The sequence below is a fragment of the Chelativorans petroleitrophicus genome, assembly GCF_025398195.1.
Lineage (GTDB): Bacteria > Pseudomonadota > Alphaproteobacteria > Rhizobiales > Rhizobiaceae > Chelativorans > Chelativorans petroleitrophicus.
Window position 1 is genome coordinate 65,829 of record NZ_JAODNV010000014.1, and the last position, 16,999, is coordinate 82,827.

12 protein-coding genes are annotated in these 16,999 nt (G+C 63.6%); 8 read left to right on the forward strand and 4 right to left on the reverse strand.

All coding sequences use genetic code 11. The annotated features are described in order from the left end of the window. Nucleotides 1-8 precede the first annotated feature (8 nt). From glgB to NYR54_RS13665, 4 genes are all read right to left on the reverse strand, one after another. Nucleotides 9-2,219: a 1,4-alpha-glucan branching protein GlgB gene (gene glgB, locus NYR54_RS13650; protein ID WP_261516243.1), complete on the reverse strand. Its 2,211-nt coding sequence runs from the start codon at nucleotides 2,217-2,219 to the stop codon at nucleotides 9-11. Continuing rightward, entirely contained in the window at nucleotides 2,216-5,545 is a 3,330-nt protein-coding gene (gene treS, locus NYR54_RS13655; RefSeq protein WP_261516244.1) for a maltose alpha-D-glucosyltransferase, read from the reverse strand. The genes glgB and treS overlap by 4 nt, the downstream gene beginning before the upstream one ends. After that, a complete protein-coding gene (locus NYR54_RS13660) occupies nucleotides 5,542-7,536 on the reverse strand; it encodes an alpha-1,4-glucan--maltose-1-phosphate maltosyltransferase (protein WP_423738615.1) in 1,995 nt (664 codons plus the stop codon). Before NYR54_RS13660 ends, treS begins: the two co-directional genes overlap by 4 nt. 277 nt (nucleotides 7,537-7,813) lie before the next feature. Beyond that, a complete protein-coding gene (locus NYR54_RS13665; protein WP_261516245.1) occupies nucleotides 7,814-8,935 on the reverse strand; it encodes a 5-methyltetrahydropteroyltriglutamate--homocysteine S-methyltransferase in 1,122 nt (373 codons plus the stop codon). Nucleotides 8,936-9,111: 176 nt separating this feature from the next. Between NYR54_RS13665 and NYR54_RS13670 the strand changes: the two genes are divergently transcribed. From NYR54_RS13670 to NYR54_RS13705, 8 genes are all read left to right on the forward strand, one after another. Next, complete coding sequence (locus NYR54_RS13670; RefSeq protein ID WP_261516246.1) at nucleotides 9,112-10,269, forward strand: fumarylacetoacetate hydrolase family protein; 1,158 nt, start codon at nucleotides 9,112-9,114, stop codon at nucleotides 10,267-10,269. Nucleotides 10,270-10,447: 178 nt separating this feature from the next. Continuing rightward, nucleotides 10,448-11,194 (forward strand): TIGR04290 family methyltransferase, encoded by a 747-nt coding sequence (locus NYR54_RS13675; RefSeq protein WP_261516247.1) that lies wholly within the window; start codon nucleotides 10,448-10,450, stop codon nucleotides 11,192-11,194. A gap of 7 nt (nucleotides 11,195-11,201) precedes the next feature. Next, complete coding sequence (locus NYR54_RS13680; protein ID WP_261516248.1) at nucleotides 11,202-12,179, forward strand: GNAT family N-acetyltransferase; 978 nt, start codon at nucleotides 11,202-11,204, stop codon at nucleotides 12,177-12,179. A gap of 237 nt (nucleotides 12,180-12,416) precedes the next feature. Next, complete coding sequence (locus NYR54_RS13685) at nucleotides 12,417-13,517, forward strand: inositol-3-phosphate synthase (protein ID WP_261516249.1); 1,101 nt, start codon at nucleotides 12,417-12,419, stop codon at nucleotides 13,515-13,517. Next, complete coding sequence (locus NYR54_RS13690; RefSeq protein ID WP_261516250.1) at nucleotides 13,514-14,137, forward strand: histidine phosphatase family protein; 624 nt, start codon at nucleotides 13,514-13,516, stop codon at nucleotides 14,135-14,137. The genes NYR54_RS13685 and NYR54_RS13690 overlap by 4 nt, the downstream gene beginning before the upstream one ends. Beyond that, nucleotides 14,134-15,225: a CgeB family protein gene (locus NYR54_RS13695; protein ID WP_261516251.1), complete on the forward strand. Its 1,092-nt coding sequence runs from the start codon at nucleotides 14,134-14,136 to the stop codon at nucleotides 15,223-15,225. Before NYR54_RS13690 ends, NYR54_RS13695 begins: the two co-directional genes overlap by 4 nt. A 9-nt stretch (nucleotides 15,226-15,234) precedes the next feature. Next, nucleotides 15,235-16,083, forward strand: coding sequence for a nucleotidyltransferase family protein (locus NYR54_RS13700; protein ID WP_261516252.1), 849 nt, complete (start codon nucleotides 15,235-15,237; stop codon nucleotides 16,081-16,083). Next, complete coding sequence (locus NYR54_RS13705) at nucleotides 16,080-16,997, forward strand: glycoside hydrolase 5 family protein (RefSeq protein WP_261516253.1); 918 nt, start codon at nucleotides 16,080-16,082, stop codon at nucleotides 16,995-16,997. The genes NYR54_RS13700 and NYR54_RS13705 overlap by 4 nt, the downstream gene beginning before the upstream one ends. Nucleotides 16,998-16,999 lie beyond the last annotated feature (2 nt).

Here is a 16,999-nt window from a genome sequence, read left to right on the forward strand (position 1 = left end):
TCCTTTCGTCAGTTCTCGCCCGCCAGCACGATGGCGGCTAGCGGCGGCAGCCTGAGCCGCACCGAGGCCGGCCGGCCGTGCCAGGGTTCTTCTTCCGCCTGAACGGTTTCGTTTAAGATGCCGGAGCCGCCATACCGGGGATGGTCGCTGTTCAGGACTTCACGCCACCGCCCGCCGTGCGGCAGGCCGATGCGGAAATCTTCGCGGACCACCGGAGTGAAATTGCAGGCCACAACCATGGGCGGCGCTTCCGATGCCTTTCTTATATAAATGAAGACACTAAGCTCGGGACTGGAGGCGTCGATCCATTCGAAACCCATAGGATCGCAGTCCAACTCGTGCAGGGCCGGATGGTTCCGGTAGAGCGCGTTGAGATCGCGGATGAGTTCGCTCACGCCGCGATGCATGGGGTCATCCAGATGATGCCAATCGAGGCCCCGATCGTGGTTCCATTCGCGCTCCTGCGCGAACTCGCCTCCCATGAAGAGAAGCTTCTTGCCCGGATGGGTCCACATGAAGGTGAGGTAGGCCCGCAGGTTCGCGAACTTCTGCCAGCGGTCACCGGGCATGCGCCCGATCAGGGAGCCTTTGCCGTGCACCACCTCATCATGGCTGAGCGGCAGGATGAAGTTTTCCGAAAACGCATAATGCAGGCCGAAGGTCATCTGGTTGTGATGATGTCTGCGGTAGACCGGTTCACGCCCGATATAGTCGAGCGTATCGTGCATCCAGCCCATGTTCCATTTGTAGCCGAAGCCCAGCCCGCCGGCGTAAACCGGGCGGGAGACGCCTGGAAACGCGGTCGATTCCTCTGCGATGGAGGTCGCGCCTTCGTGGCGGGAGAACAGGGCGATATTGGTGTCGCGCAGGAAGGCTATCGCTTCCAGATTTTCATTGCCGCCGTGAATATTGGGCACCCAGTCGCCGGGTTCGCGGCTGTAATCCAGATAGAGCATGGAGGCGACGGCATCGACCCTCAGGCCATCCACGTGATAGCGGTCGAGCCAGAAGAGCGCGTTCGCGGTGAGAAAATTCGCGACCTCCCGCCGGCCGAAATTGTAGATGAGCGTGTTCCAATCGCGGTGGAAACCGAGTCGGGGATCGGCATGCTCGTAGAGGGCCGTGCCGTCGAAATTGGCAAGCCCATGCGCGTCCGAGGGAAAATGGGCAGGCACCCAGTCGATGATGACGCCGAGGCCATCGCTATGGCAGCGGTCGACGAAACGGGCAAAATCCTCCGGCGCGCCGAAGCGGCTTGAGGGAGCATAGAGCCCGATCGGCTGGTAGCCCCAGGAGCCCGAGAAGGGATGTTCGCTTACGGGCAGGCATTCGATATGGGTGAAACCCAATCCCTTCACATAGGGAATGAGCGCGTCAGCCAACTCCGTATAGGAAAGATAGCTCCCATCTTCGCGTCTTCGCCAGGAACCCAGATGCACCTCGTATATCGAGATCGGCGCGGTCCGGTCGTTCCGCACGGGCCGCGCCCGCATCCATGCCACGTCCTGCCAGCCATATTCCTGCAGCCCGTGGATGACGGAAGCCGTGGCGGGCGGCAGTTCGGATGCGAAGCCGAGCGGGTCGGCCTTCAGCGGCAGCACCTCACCATGCGCGCCGATGATCTCGTATTTGTAGATTTCTCCCACTCCCACATCAGGGATGAAGATTTCCCATACGCCGATGCCCGGATGCAGGCGCATGGGATGGCGTCGGCCATCCCAGTGGTTGAAATGGCCGACCACGCTGACGCGGGAGGCGTTCGGCGCCCACACGGCAAAGCGCGTGCCGGCGACACCATCGAAGCTCATGGGATGAGCGCCCAGCACCTCATAAAGGCGCATGTGCCGCCCTTCACCGATCAGATGCCGGTCGAGCTCGCCAAGCATGCTTGGAAAGCGGTAGGGGTCCTCCTCCTCCCAGCTCTCGCCTTCACGCGTAAAGCGAAGCCGGTACCGCGGCACCTCGTCCGTGTTTGAGATCAATCCCTCGAAGAAGCCGCGCGCATGACGCTTCAAAAGCCGGCCTAGCACCTTGCCCGTTTGTGGATCGACTGCCTCCGCCGTCTCGGCCTCCGGCCGCAACACGCGCAGCACAATGCCCGCCGGGCTTTTGTGTGGTCCCAGAACCGCAAAGGGATCACTGTAGCGCCCGGCCACCAGCGCGCCGATCGCATGGGCATCATCGAGCCGCCAGGCGGCGATGTCCGCCGTCTCGCTCAATCGGCCCTCCCCTCGATGAGGTCGAGCAGACCCTGGATCGGAATGCCGACCCAATCCGGGCGGTTGGAAAGCTCGTAATTGATTTCGTAGAAGCCCTTCTGGAGCAGGAAGAGATTCAGGAGCAGCCCTTCCCGCTCCTCGCGCTCTGCATCGGGGCTTTCGGTCGCGGAGAAATACCCTCCCAGGAACTCGGCTGTCATGCGCTCGCGCCAGCGCCGGGCCAGCGCGCCGTAGTCCCGGGCCTGATCGGGAAGGCGCGCGCCCACCTGCCGGGCTGCGGCCCAGGCCACATAGTCGAAGGAGCGCAGCATGCCCGCCACATCGCGCAGGGGCGAGCTCTTGGCGCGCCGCTCGGCAAGGGTGCGGCGCGGTTCTCCTTCAAAGTCAATGATGTACACCTCCTGCTGCGCGATCAGCACCTGACCGAGATGATAGTCGCCGTGAATGCGCGTCTTGCGGCCCCATGGCTTCATGCGCCGCAACGCCGTCAAACGCTTTTCGACTTCAGGCAGGAGCGAAAGCAGGGAGTCGGCGCTTTCGGCAGCGCTCGCCGGCAGGTTCCCGCCTGCCCGCAGCAAGGCCGCGCGCGCAGCGGCAAGCTCGGCCCTGGTCTCTCTCACCCACTGCTCAATGTCGGCGCGGCGGACAGGCTCGGAGCGGAAGGCCTCCATGTCCGTCTTCACGGCGAAGGCGGCATGCATTCCGCCCGTGCGCTCGCCAAGCTTGCGGACGAGATCGAGCGGATAGAGAAAGCTCATCGGGCCGCCATCCGGCGTGGCCGCACCGTCGGCAGGCGGTGCGAGAATCTCATCCTCGATTTGGCGCTGCAGCGCGTGGAGGAAGACGGTCCAGGCATCGCCCTGATTTTCGACAAAGGCCGAAACGCTGGCGAGCACCGTGTTTTCACCCGCCTCGTCCTCGAAGGTCACCATGCCCAGAAAGGCTGGTGTGTACGGATATCCCGCATCCTCCGTCAGAAAGCGGGCAACCTCCACCTCCGGCTGTTCGCCCGGGCGCAGCCGGCGGAAGATCTTCATGAGCGCCTGGCGCCCGAAGGCGATCGACACGTTGCTCTGCTCGCCCTGAAGCGGCAGGGAAGGGTCTTCAAAGCGCATGGAGGCAAGCCTTTCACTGCCATGAAAGCGCAAAACACCTCCAGGCAAGGAAAGTTCTCCCCCCTGCTGCATGCGCCGCATCAGCTCCGAAGCCAGGCGATCGTCATAGGAGCCGTCGATCAGCGCCCCAAGCTGTGCGCCCTTGCGCACGCGCGCAACCGTCGCTGAAAGCTTGGGCGCGCCGAACTGAACATTTTCCTCGCCCCAGAGAATGCTCAAGGGCAGCAGATAGTGCTGCCGGCCGGAGGCGAGCTCCACCTCGACAATCGAAAGCAACCCCGCCTCCTCATCCAGCTTCGCGATCTCACGGATGGCGGTGCCTGCGATTGCCTCGCCCTTGGCGCCGAACCAGCGCTGCCGCTCCAGGAACTGTGGGAGCACGTCCCGTTCAAGTTGCCTGCGCTCGCGTCCTTCCAAAGCCCTTTCGATATTGCCGCCGATCAGCGTCAGCGTGACGAATTCGGGTAGAGGCTCGGGCACGTTTGAATGCCAGTCCGGCGCCTGCGCCTGACTGGCCAGCACGAACCAGAACGTGCCGTATCCGGAGAGCGTGAGCATGTAGGGCAGCTCGCCGATGGGCGGGAAAGGCGACTGGCTCACAAGCTCCACCGGGACGCAGCCGCGATGCCTGGAAAGATCGAGCTCCACCGCCTGCGCCGAGCGGGAGAGATTGACGACACAGAGAAGCGTTTCGGCTCCGTCGCTGCGCGTATATGCTAGGATGCGGCGGTTGCGCGGGTAGAGCATCGTGAAGTCGCCGCGCCCGAAGGCAGGGTGCTGCTTGCGCACGGCGATCATGCGGCGGATCCAGTTGAGCAGCGAGGATGGGTCCGCCTCCTGCGCCTCCACATTGATGGTCTGATAGCCGTAGACGGGGTCCATGATCGGCGGCAGGTAGAGCATCTGCGGATTGGCGCGGGAGAAGCCGCCATTGCGGTCCGGCGACCACTGCATGGGCGTGCGCACGCCGTCGCGGTCCCCCAGATAGATGTTGTCGCCCATACCGAGCTCGTCGCCATAATAAACGACGGGCGTGCCGGGCATGGAAAGCAGAAGCGCGTTCATCAGCTCGATCTTGCGCCGGTCGTTCTGCATGAGCGGCGCAAGGCGGCGGCGGATGCCGAGATTGATACGCGCGCGCACATCCTCCGCGTAGGTGCGCCAGAGATAATCCCGCTCCTGATCCGTGACCATTTCCAGCGTCAGCTCGTCGTGATTGCGCAGGAAAATGGCCCACTGGCAGCTTTCGGGGATTTCCGGCGTCTGGCGCATGATGTCGGAGATCGGGTGCCTGTCCTCCTGCGCCAGCGCCATGTAGATGCGTGGCATTAGCGGGAAGTGGAACGCCATGTGGCATTCGTCCCCCTCGCCGAAATAGGGGCGCGTGTCCTCCGGCCACTGATTGGCTTCGGCCAAAAGCATGCGGTCGGGGTAGCGCTCGTCCAGCGCCTTCCTGATCGTTTTCAGGATTTCGTGGGTTTCGGACAGGTTCTCGTTGTTCGTGCCGTCGCGCTCCACCAGATAGGGGATCGCATCCAGCCTCAGGCCATCCACGCCCATGTCGAGCCAATAGCGCATGACCTTGATGACCTCGTCGAGAACGCGGGGGTTGTCGAAATTGAGGTCAGGCTGGTGGGAATAGAACCGGTGCCAGAAGAACTGGCCGGCCACCGGATCCCAGGTCCAGTTGGATTTTTCCGTGTCCAGAAAGATGATGCGCGTTTCGGGATAACGTTCGTCGTCATCGTTCCAGACGTAGAAGCCGCGCGCGGCGGACCCCTTTTTCGCATGGCGGGCGCGCTGGAACCACGGGTGCTGGTCGGAGGTGTGATTGATGACGAGTTCGGTGATGACCCGGATGCCGCGCCGGTGCGCCTCCGCCACGAAGCGGCGGAAATCGCGCATCGTGCCGTAGGCGGGATTGATCGAACGGTAGTCGGCTATGTCGTAGCCATCGTCCCGCAGAGGCGAGGGATAGAAGGGCAGAAGCCAGATGGCGTTTACCCCCAGCCGCTCGATATAGTCGAGCCGCTGCAAAAGGCCGTTGAAGTCCCCGATGCCATCACCATTGGAATCGTGAAAGGCCTTGATGTGAAGCTGGTAGATGATCGCATCCTTGTACCAATCGGACTGCTGCGCGGCGCTGGAGGCCTCTGCCGGCGCCGCCTCATCGCCCGGGATTGCCACGCCCGTCTTGCCGAACGCATTCATCGGCGTCCTCCCGGCGCGATCAGGCGCCAGGCCATATAGGTGCGTTGGCGCGGATCGAAGAACATGTGCTGCATCTTGCCGGTCCAGGCGAAGGGCTCTCCCGTCACCAGATCCTCGGCCTCGATGGTCGCATCGTCGGGCAGGCCGAACTCCCACAGGGGCACCTCGAAATGCGCCCCCTGCGGATTGTGCGGGTCGAGGTTGACGGCAAACAGCAGAAAGTTGGACAGGTCGTCCGTGAACTTGCCGTAGTAGAGGATGCTGTCGTTCCAGGCGTTGTAGAATTTCAGGTTGGTAAACTGCCTCAGCGCCGGGTTTTCGCGCCGCAGCCTGTTTACGAAAGCGATATCGGTTTTGATATTGCCCGCGCGGTCCCAGTCCCAGGCGCGGATCTCGTATTTTTCTGAGTTGAGATATTCCTCGCGGCCCGGAAGCGCCTCCGCCTCGCAGAGCTCGAAACCGCTATAGACGCCGTAGTTTCCGCCCAGCGTCGCCGCCAGAAACAGCCGGACCTGAAAGCCGGCTCGCCCACTCGTCTGCAGGTAGAAGGGGTTGATGTCCGGCGTGTTTACGAAAAAATTGGGCCGCATATAGTGGCGGCATTCCTCGCGCGTAAGCTCCGAGAGGTATTCTGTCAGCTCCTGCTTCGTGTTGCGCCAGGTGAAGTAGGAATAGGACTGGTTGAAGCCCACCTTGGCGAGCCGCTTCATCATCTTCGGCCGGGTGAAGGCCTCCGAAAGGAAGATCACGCCGGGGTCGACCGCGCGCACCTCCTCGATCAGCCATTCCCAGAAGGGCAAGGGCTTGGTATGCGGATTGTCCACGCGGAAGATGCGCACGCCCCTTGCCAGCCAGAACAGCACCACATCGCGCAGGGCATGCCAGAGGCCGGGAAGCGCCTGCCGGTAGAAATGGACGTTGACGATATCCTCATATTTCTTGGGTGGGTTCTCGGCGAACTTGATGGTGCCGTCGGGCCGCCAGTCGAACCATTCCGGATGCTCCCTGATCCAGGGATGGTCGGGTGAGCACTGGATGGCAAAGTCGAGCGCGATTTCGAGCCCATGATTGCGCGCGGCCTCCACAAGGCGGGCAAAGTCGTCGAAGGTGCCGAACTCGGGATGGATGGCATCGTGCCCGCCCTCTTCCGATCCGATGGCATAGGGGCTGCCGGGATCGTCCGGCCCTGCGTGAAGCGCGTTGTTGCGGCCCTTCCTGTTCGTTCGGCCAATCGGATGGATGGGCGGAAAATAAAGCACGTCGAAGCCGAGGCCGCGCACATAGGGAAGGCGCCGGATCACGTCGTCAAACGTGCCGTGGCGCTGGGGATCGTCCGACTGGGAGCGGGGAAAAAGCTCGTACCAGGCGGAAAAGGCCGCCTTCTCCCGGTCTACGAAAACAGGAAAGCTGGTGTCGGACCGCGTGAGATTCGCGCGGGGACCGAGGCGGCGCATGAACACGGCCATATCCTCGCTCATGAGCACGGCAAGCCGGTCGCCCTCCGAGGCGGAAACGGCCATCTCCTCAAGCAGCACTTCCAGCGCCCGGCGCTCCTCGCGGGAAGCGCCGTCCTGGAGCTCAAGCGCCTGTTGGGCAAGGCCCCTGCCCTCCTCCAGCTCGAGGGCAATGCTCTGGCCCGCCTCGTGCTTTTTCGCCGTGTCCAGGCGCCATGTGGCGAACAGGTCGCGCCAGGAGAGAATGGCGAACTCGTAAGGCCCCGGCTCTTCGAAGACGAGCGTGCCGCGCCAGCGGTCATTGCCGAGATGGCGCATGGGCGTCTCCGCCCAGCCCGATCCGCCACGACGGCGGAAAAGCAGCGCCGCTGCGATCGCCTCATGGCCGTCGCAGAAGATGTCCGCCTCCACACGGAACGGCTCGCCCACGATCGCCTTGGCGGCGAAGCGGCCGCCATCGACCGTGGGTTCCACGGCCTCGATGGCGATGCGGCTTGAAGCCAGCCTGCTGAGGAGCGTCGGGCCGGGACGATTCATTTTGTCTCTGGCGCTCTCTTGTGAAGTCTCTGCGCTCTCTGGCGGGAAAGTTCCCTCTCGGCGCTTCAACGTCGCGGATCGCGCGCAGGTTCCCGGAGCGAGGCGGCGTTATCTCGGAGCCGCGCTATTAACACTCGTCATCCCGCAAGCCGCGAAACATCCACCGGTCATCCCGGAGCCGCGGAGCGGCTCCGGGGCTTGACCGGAACAGTCGCGGCTCGCCGCTTCCTGCGTCCGGCAGTCGGCTGTCGATCGCTGGACACGGGACGGAGAGAGACTACACCCCGCCCCAGATCGCCTCGGCCGTTTTGACCACCAGTTCCAGCTTCCGCTTCTGGTCATCCTCGGTGATCAGATTGCCCTCCTCTGTCGAGGAGAAGCCGCATTGGGGCGCGATGCCGAGCTGGTCGAGATCGGCATACTTGCTTGCCTGGTCGAATTTGCGCTTCAGATCGTCCAGCGATTCCAGCTCAGGCACCTTGGTGCTGATGAAGCCCGGCATCACGCGCTTCTTGCCCTTGGGCAAAAGGCGCAAGGGTTCGAGTCCGCCGGCGCGCTCCGTGTCGTATTCCATGAAGTAGATGTCCACGCCGGTCTTGTTGAAGATGGCGTCCGCCGCCGGATCGTAGGCGCCTTCCGCCACCCAGGTGGACTTGAAGTTGCCGCGGCACATGTGCATGCCGATCAGCATGTCTTCCGGCCGGTCCTTGATCGCCTCGTGCATCATCCAGGCATAGCGGTCGATCAGCCAGTCCGGGTCGAGGCCCTCGGCCCGCTTCTCCTCGCGGATCTTGGGATCGCAGAGATAGGCGAAGTAGATGTCGTCCATCTGCAGATAGCGGCATCCGGCTTCGTAGAACTTCCGGACCGCCTTGGCGTAGGTGCGGGCGAGGTCGGCGAAAAGCACCTCGACATCCTTGTACTCGGGATGGCGCACATCCGTCTTGGCCACACGGAAATGGCAGCAGCTCGGGCCGGGGATGGAGATCTTCGGCGTCACTTTCGTGACCGACGCCAGATATCTGAAATGATCCAGCATCGGATGGTCGTCCGGGAAGTCGAGCTTGCCATTGATCACCGGGAAGACCGGCCGCACGCTCGCCCCGTGGAACTGCAGGCCCTGCTCGCCCGCGCGCTCCTCGAGGTCCATTCCGGTGAGCCCGCCCATGAAGTCATAGTGCCAGAAGGAGCGGCGCATCTCCCCGTCCGTCACCGCCTTGAGCCCGATATTCTGCTGCATCTTGACCACGTCGACGATAGCCGCATCCTCGACGTTCTTCAGCTCCTCGGCCGTGATGGACTTTTCCTCGAAGAACTTCCTGCGCGCCTCCTTTACCGGGACGGGGCGCAGCAGCGAGCCCACATGGTCTGCGCGATAGGGCGGTGTTTCTGTTGTCATGGCGTCCTCGCTGTTCGGCTGAAGGCGGACGGCCGTCCGCGATGGTTTCCGTTCTATCCATTTCGGCAGGCCCGTGCAAAGGGTGACGGGGCTGTGTGCGCAGGTTCCGCCCCTTTCACATTTGCGCACGGGGCGCTAGGGTCCGGCTGCTGCGATTCACCGGGAGGCGACGGGCAATGATCATAAACCAGGAGGAAATGGAAGCGGGTCACTTCGTGGGACGGGTCTGGCGGCCGGATGCCGGAGGTCCCGCGGTCGTGGCGCTGCGCAAGGGGCGCGTGATCGACATCACCACACGCGAGACACCCACGATGCGCGACCTCTTGGAACAGGACGATCCCGTTTCGCTGGCCGACGGTACGGCGGGCGAAGATCTCGGCTCGCTGGAGGAGATCGCCCGGAACTCAGCCGAAGGGCGTGCAGGCCCGGACCGCGTCCATCTTCTGGCTCCCTGCGATCTTCAGGCCGTGAAGGCCTGCGGCGTGACCTTCGCCCGCTCCATGATCGAGCGCGTCATCGAGGAGAAGGCCGCCGGTGACCCAGAAAAGGCGGAGGCGATCCGCAAGCGGGTGACAGCCATCATAGGCGAAAGCCTGAGAAGCCTCGTTCCCGGTTCGCCGGAGGCGATGCGGGTCAAGCAGGCCTTCATCGAGGAAGGTGTCTGGTCGCAATATCTGGAGGTCGGCATCGGGCCGGATGCGGAGGTCTTCACGAAGTGCCAGCCCATGTCGTCGGTGGGTTGGGGCGCGGCGGTCGGACTGCATCCCATTTCCCGCTGGAACAATCCCGAGCCGGAGGTGGTGCTGGCGGTGGACAGCCGCGGCGCCGTGAAGGGCGCGACGCTCGGCAATGACGTGAACCTGCGCGACGTGGAAGGCCGTTCGGCGCTGCTTCTGGGCAAGGCCAAGGACAACAATGCCTCCTGTTCCATCGGCCCTTTCATCCGCCTGTTCGATGACAGCTACGGCATTGACGACGTGCGCAACGCGGAGCTTGAGCTTGTCGTGAAGGGTGAGGACGGCTTTGTGCTCAATGGCCGAAGCTCCATGAAGGAGATCAGCCGCGACCCGCTTGACCTCGTGTCCCAGACGCGCGGACGCCACCACCAGTATCCCGACGGCTTCGTCCTGTTCCTGGGCACGCTGTTTGCGCCCGTCGAAGATCGCGATGCGCCGGGGCAGGGCTTCACGCACAAGCCGGGGGATGTGGTCACCATTTCCAACCAGCAGTTGGGCGCTCTCGTCAACACGGTGCGGCTCTCCACCGAATGCCCGGAATGGACCTTCGGCACCTCCGCCCTGATGCGCAATCTCGCGGCGCGCGGCCTTCTTTAGGCCGGCGCCTCTGCCAAAGACGGAACATTCCACTTCCCGGATTGTTTGCCCCGCGCAGGCGGCGGGCGGATTTGCGCCGCCGTCTTCCCCGGAATCGCGGTTGATGAGGAAGCGTCTCCGCCTGCCTTTGACGTAGCAAGATTTCCGACATCGGGCAGGCAAGACGGAGCGGCACGGAATGAACTCGAACTTTCAGCCGGGCGACATCGCGCGACGGATCGTCGAACTCGGCCCCTGGTTCCAGAACATGAAGATCGGCGGCGTCGAGACCGCACCGGACCATTTTCTGGGCGACTATCCCACCTGCAAGTGGAACAGCTTCCGGCACGTCATCCCTGAGGATCTTGAAGGCCGCACCGTTCTGGATATTGGCTGCAATGCCGGCTTCTATGCCATCGAAATGAAGCGGCGCAATGCCGGCCATGTGGTCGGCATCGACACCGATCCCCACTATCTGCGCCAGGCCGCCTTTGCGGCGGAGCAGGCAGGGATCGAGCTGGAACTGCGCCAGATGTCGGTCTACGAAGTGCCGCGCCTTGAGGAACGCTTCGATCTCGTTCTTTTCATGGGCGTGCTCTATCACTTGCGCCATCCGCTCCTCGCGCTTGATCTGATCCGCGAATATGTCGCGGGCGACATGATGCTGTTCCAGTGCCTGCAGCGGGGGTCCGACGCGGTTCCGTGGCTGGAGGAAGACTATCCCTTTTCCGAATGGGACGTGTTCGACCGTCCGGAATTCCCCAAGCTGCACTTCGTCGAACGTTCCTATTCGGCTGACCCAACCAACTGGTTCTTCCCCAATCGCGCGGCAGTGGAGGCGATGTTGCGCAACGCGGGATTTGCCATCGAGGCCCATCCGGAGCGGGAAGTCTATCTCTGCCGCAAGGCCGAACGGGGCTTCGCGGTCGATCCGCCGCCGATCTGAGGCGGCCGTGCACAGCCTGCCGCTTTCGACCGTCGCACGCGCCCCGGCTACCCGGACCGTAATCTCGACGCAGGCGGAGTGTTCGACCGAGGAATGGTGGGACCTGTGGCGGCGCGATCCTGAAGCCACGCCGTTTCACAGCCCCGGATGGCTGCTTCCCTGGCGCAGGCATTTCCCCGAAGGGGAGAGCGTGGTAGTTACCCTTCGCCAGGAGAGCAGGCTTGTGGGCCTCCTTCCGCTTTTCCGTCTCGACAGCAGGCTCGTGCTGTGGGGTGCAGGCACGTCCGACTGGCTCGGCGGCCTGTTCGATCCTGCGCTGGAAGGGCAGGCACTGAGCCGCGCATTGTCCGCGCTGGACGAGCCGCTCGACCTTTTCCAGCTTCCGCCAGCCTCCCTCCTGGCAAGCTGCCCTGTGCCTGAAGGCTGGGAGGAGCGGAAAGGTCTTTCTGAAAGCAGTCCTGCGCTCTCCCTTCCCACACGCCTCAGCGCCAACATGCGCCAGAACCTCGCCTACTATCGCCGTCGCGCGGCACGTCTTGGCATTGGCGTGCAGGCAGGCACGCCGGAGCACATAAGGGATTTGGCGGCCCTGCACACGCGCCGCTGGCATGAGCGCGGGCAGCCGGGCGTCTTTGCCGATCCGCGTTTCCTGGCCTGGCAGGAAGAGGTCGTGCCCCTTATCGAGGAAGCCGGGTTTTTGCGCCTTTATGTCGTGCAGCTGGAAGTGACGGTCGTCGCCGTCATCTACGTTCTGGCGGCCAAAGGCCGCGCCTTCTACTTCATCGGTGGCTTCGATCCGGCTCATGGCAGGCTCGGACTTGGCACGATCCTGGTGGGGCACGCCATTGCCGAGGCGGAGCGTGCGGGCATGACCTCTTTTGATTTCCTGCGCGGGCAGGAGAGCTACAAATACCGCTGGGGTGCGGTCGATCGGCCGTCACATGCGCGCTATCTCGCGCCAAGGCAGAGGATGGCACAAGAATGACTGCGCTCGGGCTGGGCGAAGAAAATATCGCCATATGACCTTACCGGAATCCGGCCCCATTGGGGAGTCGTGAAGGCGGTGATTGCCTCCAACGGGAAGCCGGAAAACGCCGCGGCCCGTGCAAGCATCTACTCTGGAACAATCGCGAAAGCCGCCTGTTTGGGACCCGCCGGACGGGCGTCAGTCGGCCGGCTTAATTGCCCTGGCGGCGTCAGCCCCGGAAACGGAGAGCAGGACATGCAGGAGGCTCAGTTGCGCGTGGGGATCGTTGGCGTCGGTAATTGTGCCTCCTCCTTCGTCCAGGGCCTGGCCTACTACGGCGGCATGCACTCCAACAAGCCCATACCCGGGATCATGAATGCCGAAATCGGCGGCTATGCGATCGACGATATCGTCATCAGCTCCGCTTTCGATGTCAGCGCCTCGAAGGTCGGCCGTGACGTTTCGGAGGCGATCTTCGCAGAGCCGAACAACACGTGCCGCTTTGCCGATGTGGAACCCACGGGTGTGATTGTTCAGCGCGGCCCGACGCTGGACGGCATCGGCAAATATCTCCACGAGGAGGTCATCGAGTCGGGCGAACCTGAAGCAGATGTGGCCGAAGTTCTCGCGCGAACCAAGACCGATGTCGTCGTGTCCTATCTCCCCGTAGGCTCGGAAGAGGCCGCGCAATGGTATGCCGCTCGGGCCTTGGAGGCCGGCTGTGCCTTCGTCAACTGCATGCCAGTCTTCATCGCGTCGCGGCCCGAATGGCGCAGAAAGTTCGAGGACCGTGGGCTGCCGATCATCGGCGACGACATCAAAAGTCAGGTGGGCGCCACGATCGTGCACCGCGTGCTGACGAACCTTTTCCGCGAGCGCGGCGTGCGCCTCGACCGCACCTACCAGCTCAATTTCGGAGGCAACACCGACTTCCTGAACATGCTGGAGCGGGAGCGGCTGGAATCCAAGAAGATCTCCAAAACGCAGGCCGTCACAAGCCAGCTCGGCCTGCCAATGGAAGCCGGCAATATTCATGTGGGGCCCAGCGATCATGTGCCCTGGCTTGCCGATCGTAAATGGGCCTATATCCGGATGGAAGGTACGACCTTCGGTGGCGTGCCGATCAATTGCGAAGTGAAGCTCGAGGTTTGGGACTCGCCCAACAGCGCCGGCGTGGTGATCGATGCCGTGCGCTGCGCCAAGCTTGCTATGGACCGTGGCGAGGGCGGGGCGCTGATCGGCCCCTCCAGCTACTTCATGAAGTCGCCGCCCAAGCAGTTCACCGATGCCGAAGCGCGCGCAAGGACGCAGCGCTTCATCTCCGGTGAGGAAACGGCGGCCGGCCTGCGGTCATGACCACCCTGGTGCACCTGCTTCGGCACGCCTCGCACGGCCACCTCGGTCGGGTGCTGACCGGCCGGCAGCCTGGGATACCGCTCACGCCAGCCGGACATGCCGAGGCGCAGGCGCTCGGGCGGCACATGGCCAAGCTGGGCGTGGACGTGCTCTTTACAAGCCCGCGACGCCGTGCGCGCGAATCGGCCTGGCATGTCGCCCGTGAAACCGGTGCGCTATGCCGTGTCGCCCCGGAGTTGGATGAGATCGACTTCGGCGACTGGACGGGCATGACTTTCGACGCTCTGTCGTCGGATCCAAGGTGGCGGCACTGGAATGAAGCCCGTGACATGGCCTCCACCCCCGCAGGCGAGACGATGCGCGATGTGGCGGCGAGGGTTGCCGGTCTGATCGGGCGCCTGCAGCGCGAGTTCCCGCACGGAGCTCTTGGATTGGTAACCCACAGCGACGTCATCAAGGCTACGATCTGTCACTATCAAGGCTGGTCGTTCAGCCGCGTGCATTCCTTCGAGATCGGACCGGCGACGGTTTCCACGCTCGCCCTGAGAGATGGCGGAAGCGATCTGATTGCCTGTAACGTCACGCCGGCCCCGGTTCACGCCGAGGAGGTGCCGGCATGAAGCTGGTGATTTTCGGCCTCACCATCTCGTCCTCATGGGGCAACGGCCACGCCACCCTGTGGCGCGGGCTGGTTCGGGCCCTGGCTCGGCGGGGCTGGCGCACCGTCTTCTTCGAGCGTGACGTTCCCTTTTATGCCGGGGCGCGCGACCTTCATGAAATCGAGGGCGGCGAGTTCCTGCTCTACGAGGAGTGGGAGGATGTTCTTCCTGCTGCCCGGCGCCATCTGGCTGAGGCCGATGTGGCGCTGGTGTCCTCCTACTGCCCGGACGGTATCGCGGCCACCGACCTGGTGCTGGACGCGCCACGGCCCATGCGCATCTTCTACGATCTCGATACGCCGGTGACGTTGTCGGCGCTGGGGCGCGGAGAGGCGACGAGCTATGTGGGGCCGTGCGGTCTCGGCGGTTTTGATCTGGTGCTGAGCTATACGGGCGGCCGGGCGCTGAACGCGCTTTGTACAAGGCTCGGTGCGCGGAGAGTGGCGCCGCTCTATGGGCATGTCGACCCTGATGTGCACCGGCCAACTGCGCCGAAGCCTCAATACGCGGCCGATCTGTCCTACATCGGCACCTACGCCGAGGATCGGCAGGCCGGGGTCGGCGCCTTTTTGCTGAAGCCCGCGCACCAGCGGCCCGATCTGCGCTTCGTCATAGCGGGCGCGCAATATCCGCATGATTTTCCCTGGCTCCCCAATCTCTTTTTCGTCCGGCATCTTCCCCCATCCGAACATCCGGCCTTCTACTCTGCTTCCCGCCTGACACTGAACGTCACCCGCCGCGTCATGGCCGATATGGGCTGGTGCCCTTCGGGGCGGCTGTTCGAGGCAGCGGCCTGCGGCGTCTCGGTCATCTCCGACTGGTGGGAGGGGCTCGACACCTTCTTCGAGCCGGGCCGCGAAATCCTCGTCGCTTCCAAATCGCAGGACGTGATCGCGGCGCTCGATATGGATCAGTCCGAATTGCAGCGCATTGCGAAGGCCGCGCGCGAACGCGTGCTTGGCGAACATACCTCGGATCATCGCGCGGAAGCGTTCGAGGCGCTGATCAACGAGATGGCCCCCGCCGCCACGGCGGCGCTGAGGGCGTAGGAGGCCCGCATGTGGGGAATCATACCAGCGGCGGGATGCGGAAGCCGGATACAGCCGCTCGCCTTTTCAAAGGAGCTGTTACCGGTCGGCAGCCGCCTGACGGAAGGCGGTGAGCGCCCCTGTGCGGTGAGCGAATATCTCTGCGAGCGCATGATCGCCGGCGGGGCGGACAAGCTCTGTTTCGTGATTGCGCCGGGAAAATCCGACATCCTGGAATATTACGGCAGCGGCTATGGGGGCGCTTCGATCGCCTATGTAGTCCAGCCCGAGCCTGCCGGCCTGTGCGACGCCATTTTTCGCGTCGCCGCGCTCACCGCGCCAGATGACCACGTTCTGGTCGGGCTGCCGGACACGATCTGGATACCGGCCGATGGCTACAAGGCGCTGCCGGACGGAGTTCTGTCCTTCCTGCTTTTTCCGGTTGACGATCCTTCCGCTTTCGACGCCGTCGAGACGGACGCGGCGGGCAATGTGCGCCGCATCGAGGTCAAGGAGCAGCATCCGTCAACAGGCTGGATCTGGGGTGCTTTCAAGATGCCCGCCGCCATCCTGCACGAGTTGAAGGCGCTGTGGGTAGAGCGGGATTGCATCGACGAATATGTAGGCACGCTCGTCAACGCCTGGCTGGAACGTGGCGGAAAGGCCGTGGGAGTGAGGGCGGGCCAGGCCTATGTGGATGTCGGCACGCTGGAAGGCTACCGCGCGGCCAGCGAACTCCTCCGGCAGAAAGCCGATCGCGCCGACGCGTCCGCCGCCGGCCTGCACGTTACCCGCGCGCCCGACGCACTCCGGCTGCAGCCGCAGAGGCGTGCGCCCTCTCTCCCGCTCAGTGAAACCGGACGAGGAATGAGACCATGATCGAAGCCGCGATGATCTGGAACGAGCCGAACAACAAGTCTCACTGGGACCCGGAAATCGATCCCGACTGGACCCTGTTTGCCGAAATGGCCATCGGTGCGGCCGATGCCATTGCCAGCGTCAATCCGGACGTCACTCGCGTCCTGGGCGGCATCTCGCCCATCGACGCGCTCTTCATCCGGAACATGCAAGGCAAGGGCGTGCTCGATCATTTGGATGCGGTTGCGGTGCATGGCTTCCCACTCGACTGGAACCTGTGGAAGGTCGACGAATGGCCCGACAAGCTGGATGAAATTCATGCCGTAACCGATCTACCCGTCTGGATAAGCGAGGTGGGTGTCTCGACTTTCGGAGCCGAGGAGGTTCAGCTTTGGGGTCTGCAGCGCACGGCGGAACTGATCAGCGGGCGCGCGCCACGCATCCAGTGGTACAGCCTCTTCGATCTGCCCCAGGCATGGGGCGCCACGACCCGCCACAAGGAGGCGGAAGGCTCATCCTATTACCGCCACTTCTATATGGGCCTCATCCGCGAGGACGGAACGCCCAAGCCCACGCTCGAGAAATTCGGCGACTACACACCTGAATTCGGCCTATGCCAGTGGTTTCACTTCGAAGATCCGCGCCTCGATGAAGCCGTCGCGTGGATGAAGCGCCTGGGCGTGAAGCATCTGCGCACTGGGCTTTCCTGGGCGGACAGCTTCCGTCCCAACGCGCTCGGCTGGTTCGACCGGCAGATGGAAAAGCTCGCCGATTTCGACGTCACGCTCACCTTCTGCTTCACGCCCGAGCATCGCGGCATTGCCCCGCATCACACGAGCGCGCCGCTGGTGCCGGAGGAGTTCGCGGCGTTCTGCGCCGCAATGATCGAGCGCTATGCGGGCCGTGCCGAGCACCGGATAAAGGGCGCGGCGTAACC

What these genes read in the sequence shown, in the direction of transcription:
- treS (WP_261516244.1), bottom strand. Translation starts at nt 5,545, where the DNA reads ATGAATGCGTTCGGCAAGACGGGCGTGGCAATCCCGGGCGATGAGGCG.
- NYR54_RS13685 (WP_261516249.1), top strand. Translation starts at nt 12,417, where the DNA reads ATGCAGGAGGCTCAGTTGCGCGTGGGGATCGTTGGCGTCGGTAATTGT.
- NYR54_RS13670 (WP_261516246.1), top strand. Translation starts at nt 9,112, where the DNA reads ATGATCATAAACCAGGAGGAAATGGAAGCGGGTCACTTCGTGGGACGG.
- NYR54_RS13690 (WP_261516250.1), top strand. Translation starts at nt 13,514, where the DNA reads ATGACCACCCTGGTGCACCTGCTTCGGCACGCCTCGCACGGCCACCTC.
- NYR54_RS13660 (WP_423738615.1), bottom strand. Translation starts at nt 7,536, where the DNA reads ATGAATCGTCCCGGCCCGACGCTCCTCAGCAGGCTGGCTTCAAGCCGC.
- NYR54_RS13695 (WP_261516251.1), top strand. Translation starts at nt 14,134, where the DNA reads ATGAAGCTGGTGATTTTCGGCCTCACCATCTCGTCCTCATGGGGCAAC.
- NYR54_RS13675 (WP_261516247.1), top strand. Translation starts at nt 10,448, where the DNA reads ATGAACTCGAACTTTCAGCCGGGCGACATCGCGCGACGGATCGTCGAA.
- NYR54_RS13665 (WP_261516245.1), bottom strand. Translation starts at nt 8,935, where the DNA reads ATGACAACAGAAACACCGCCCTATCGCGCAGACCATGTGGGCTCGCTG.
- NYR54_RS13705 (WP_261516253.1), top strand. Translation starts at nt 16,080, where the DNA reads ATGATCGAAGCCGCGATGATCTGGAACGAGCCGAACAACAAGTCTCAC.
- NYR54_RS13700 (WP_261516252.1), top strand. Translation starts at nt 15,235, where the DNA reads ATGTGGGGAATCATACCAGCGGCGGGATGCGGAAGCCGGATACAGCCG.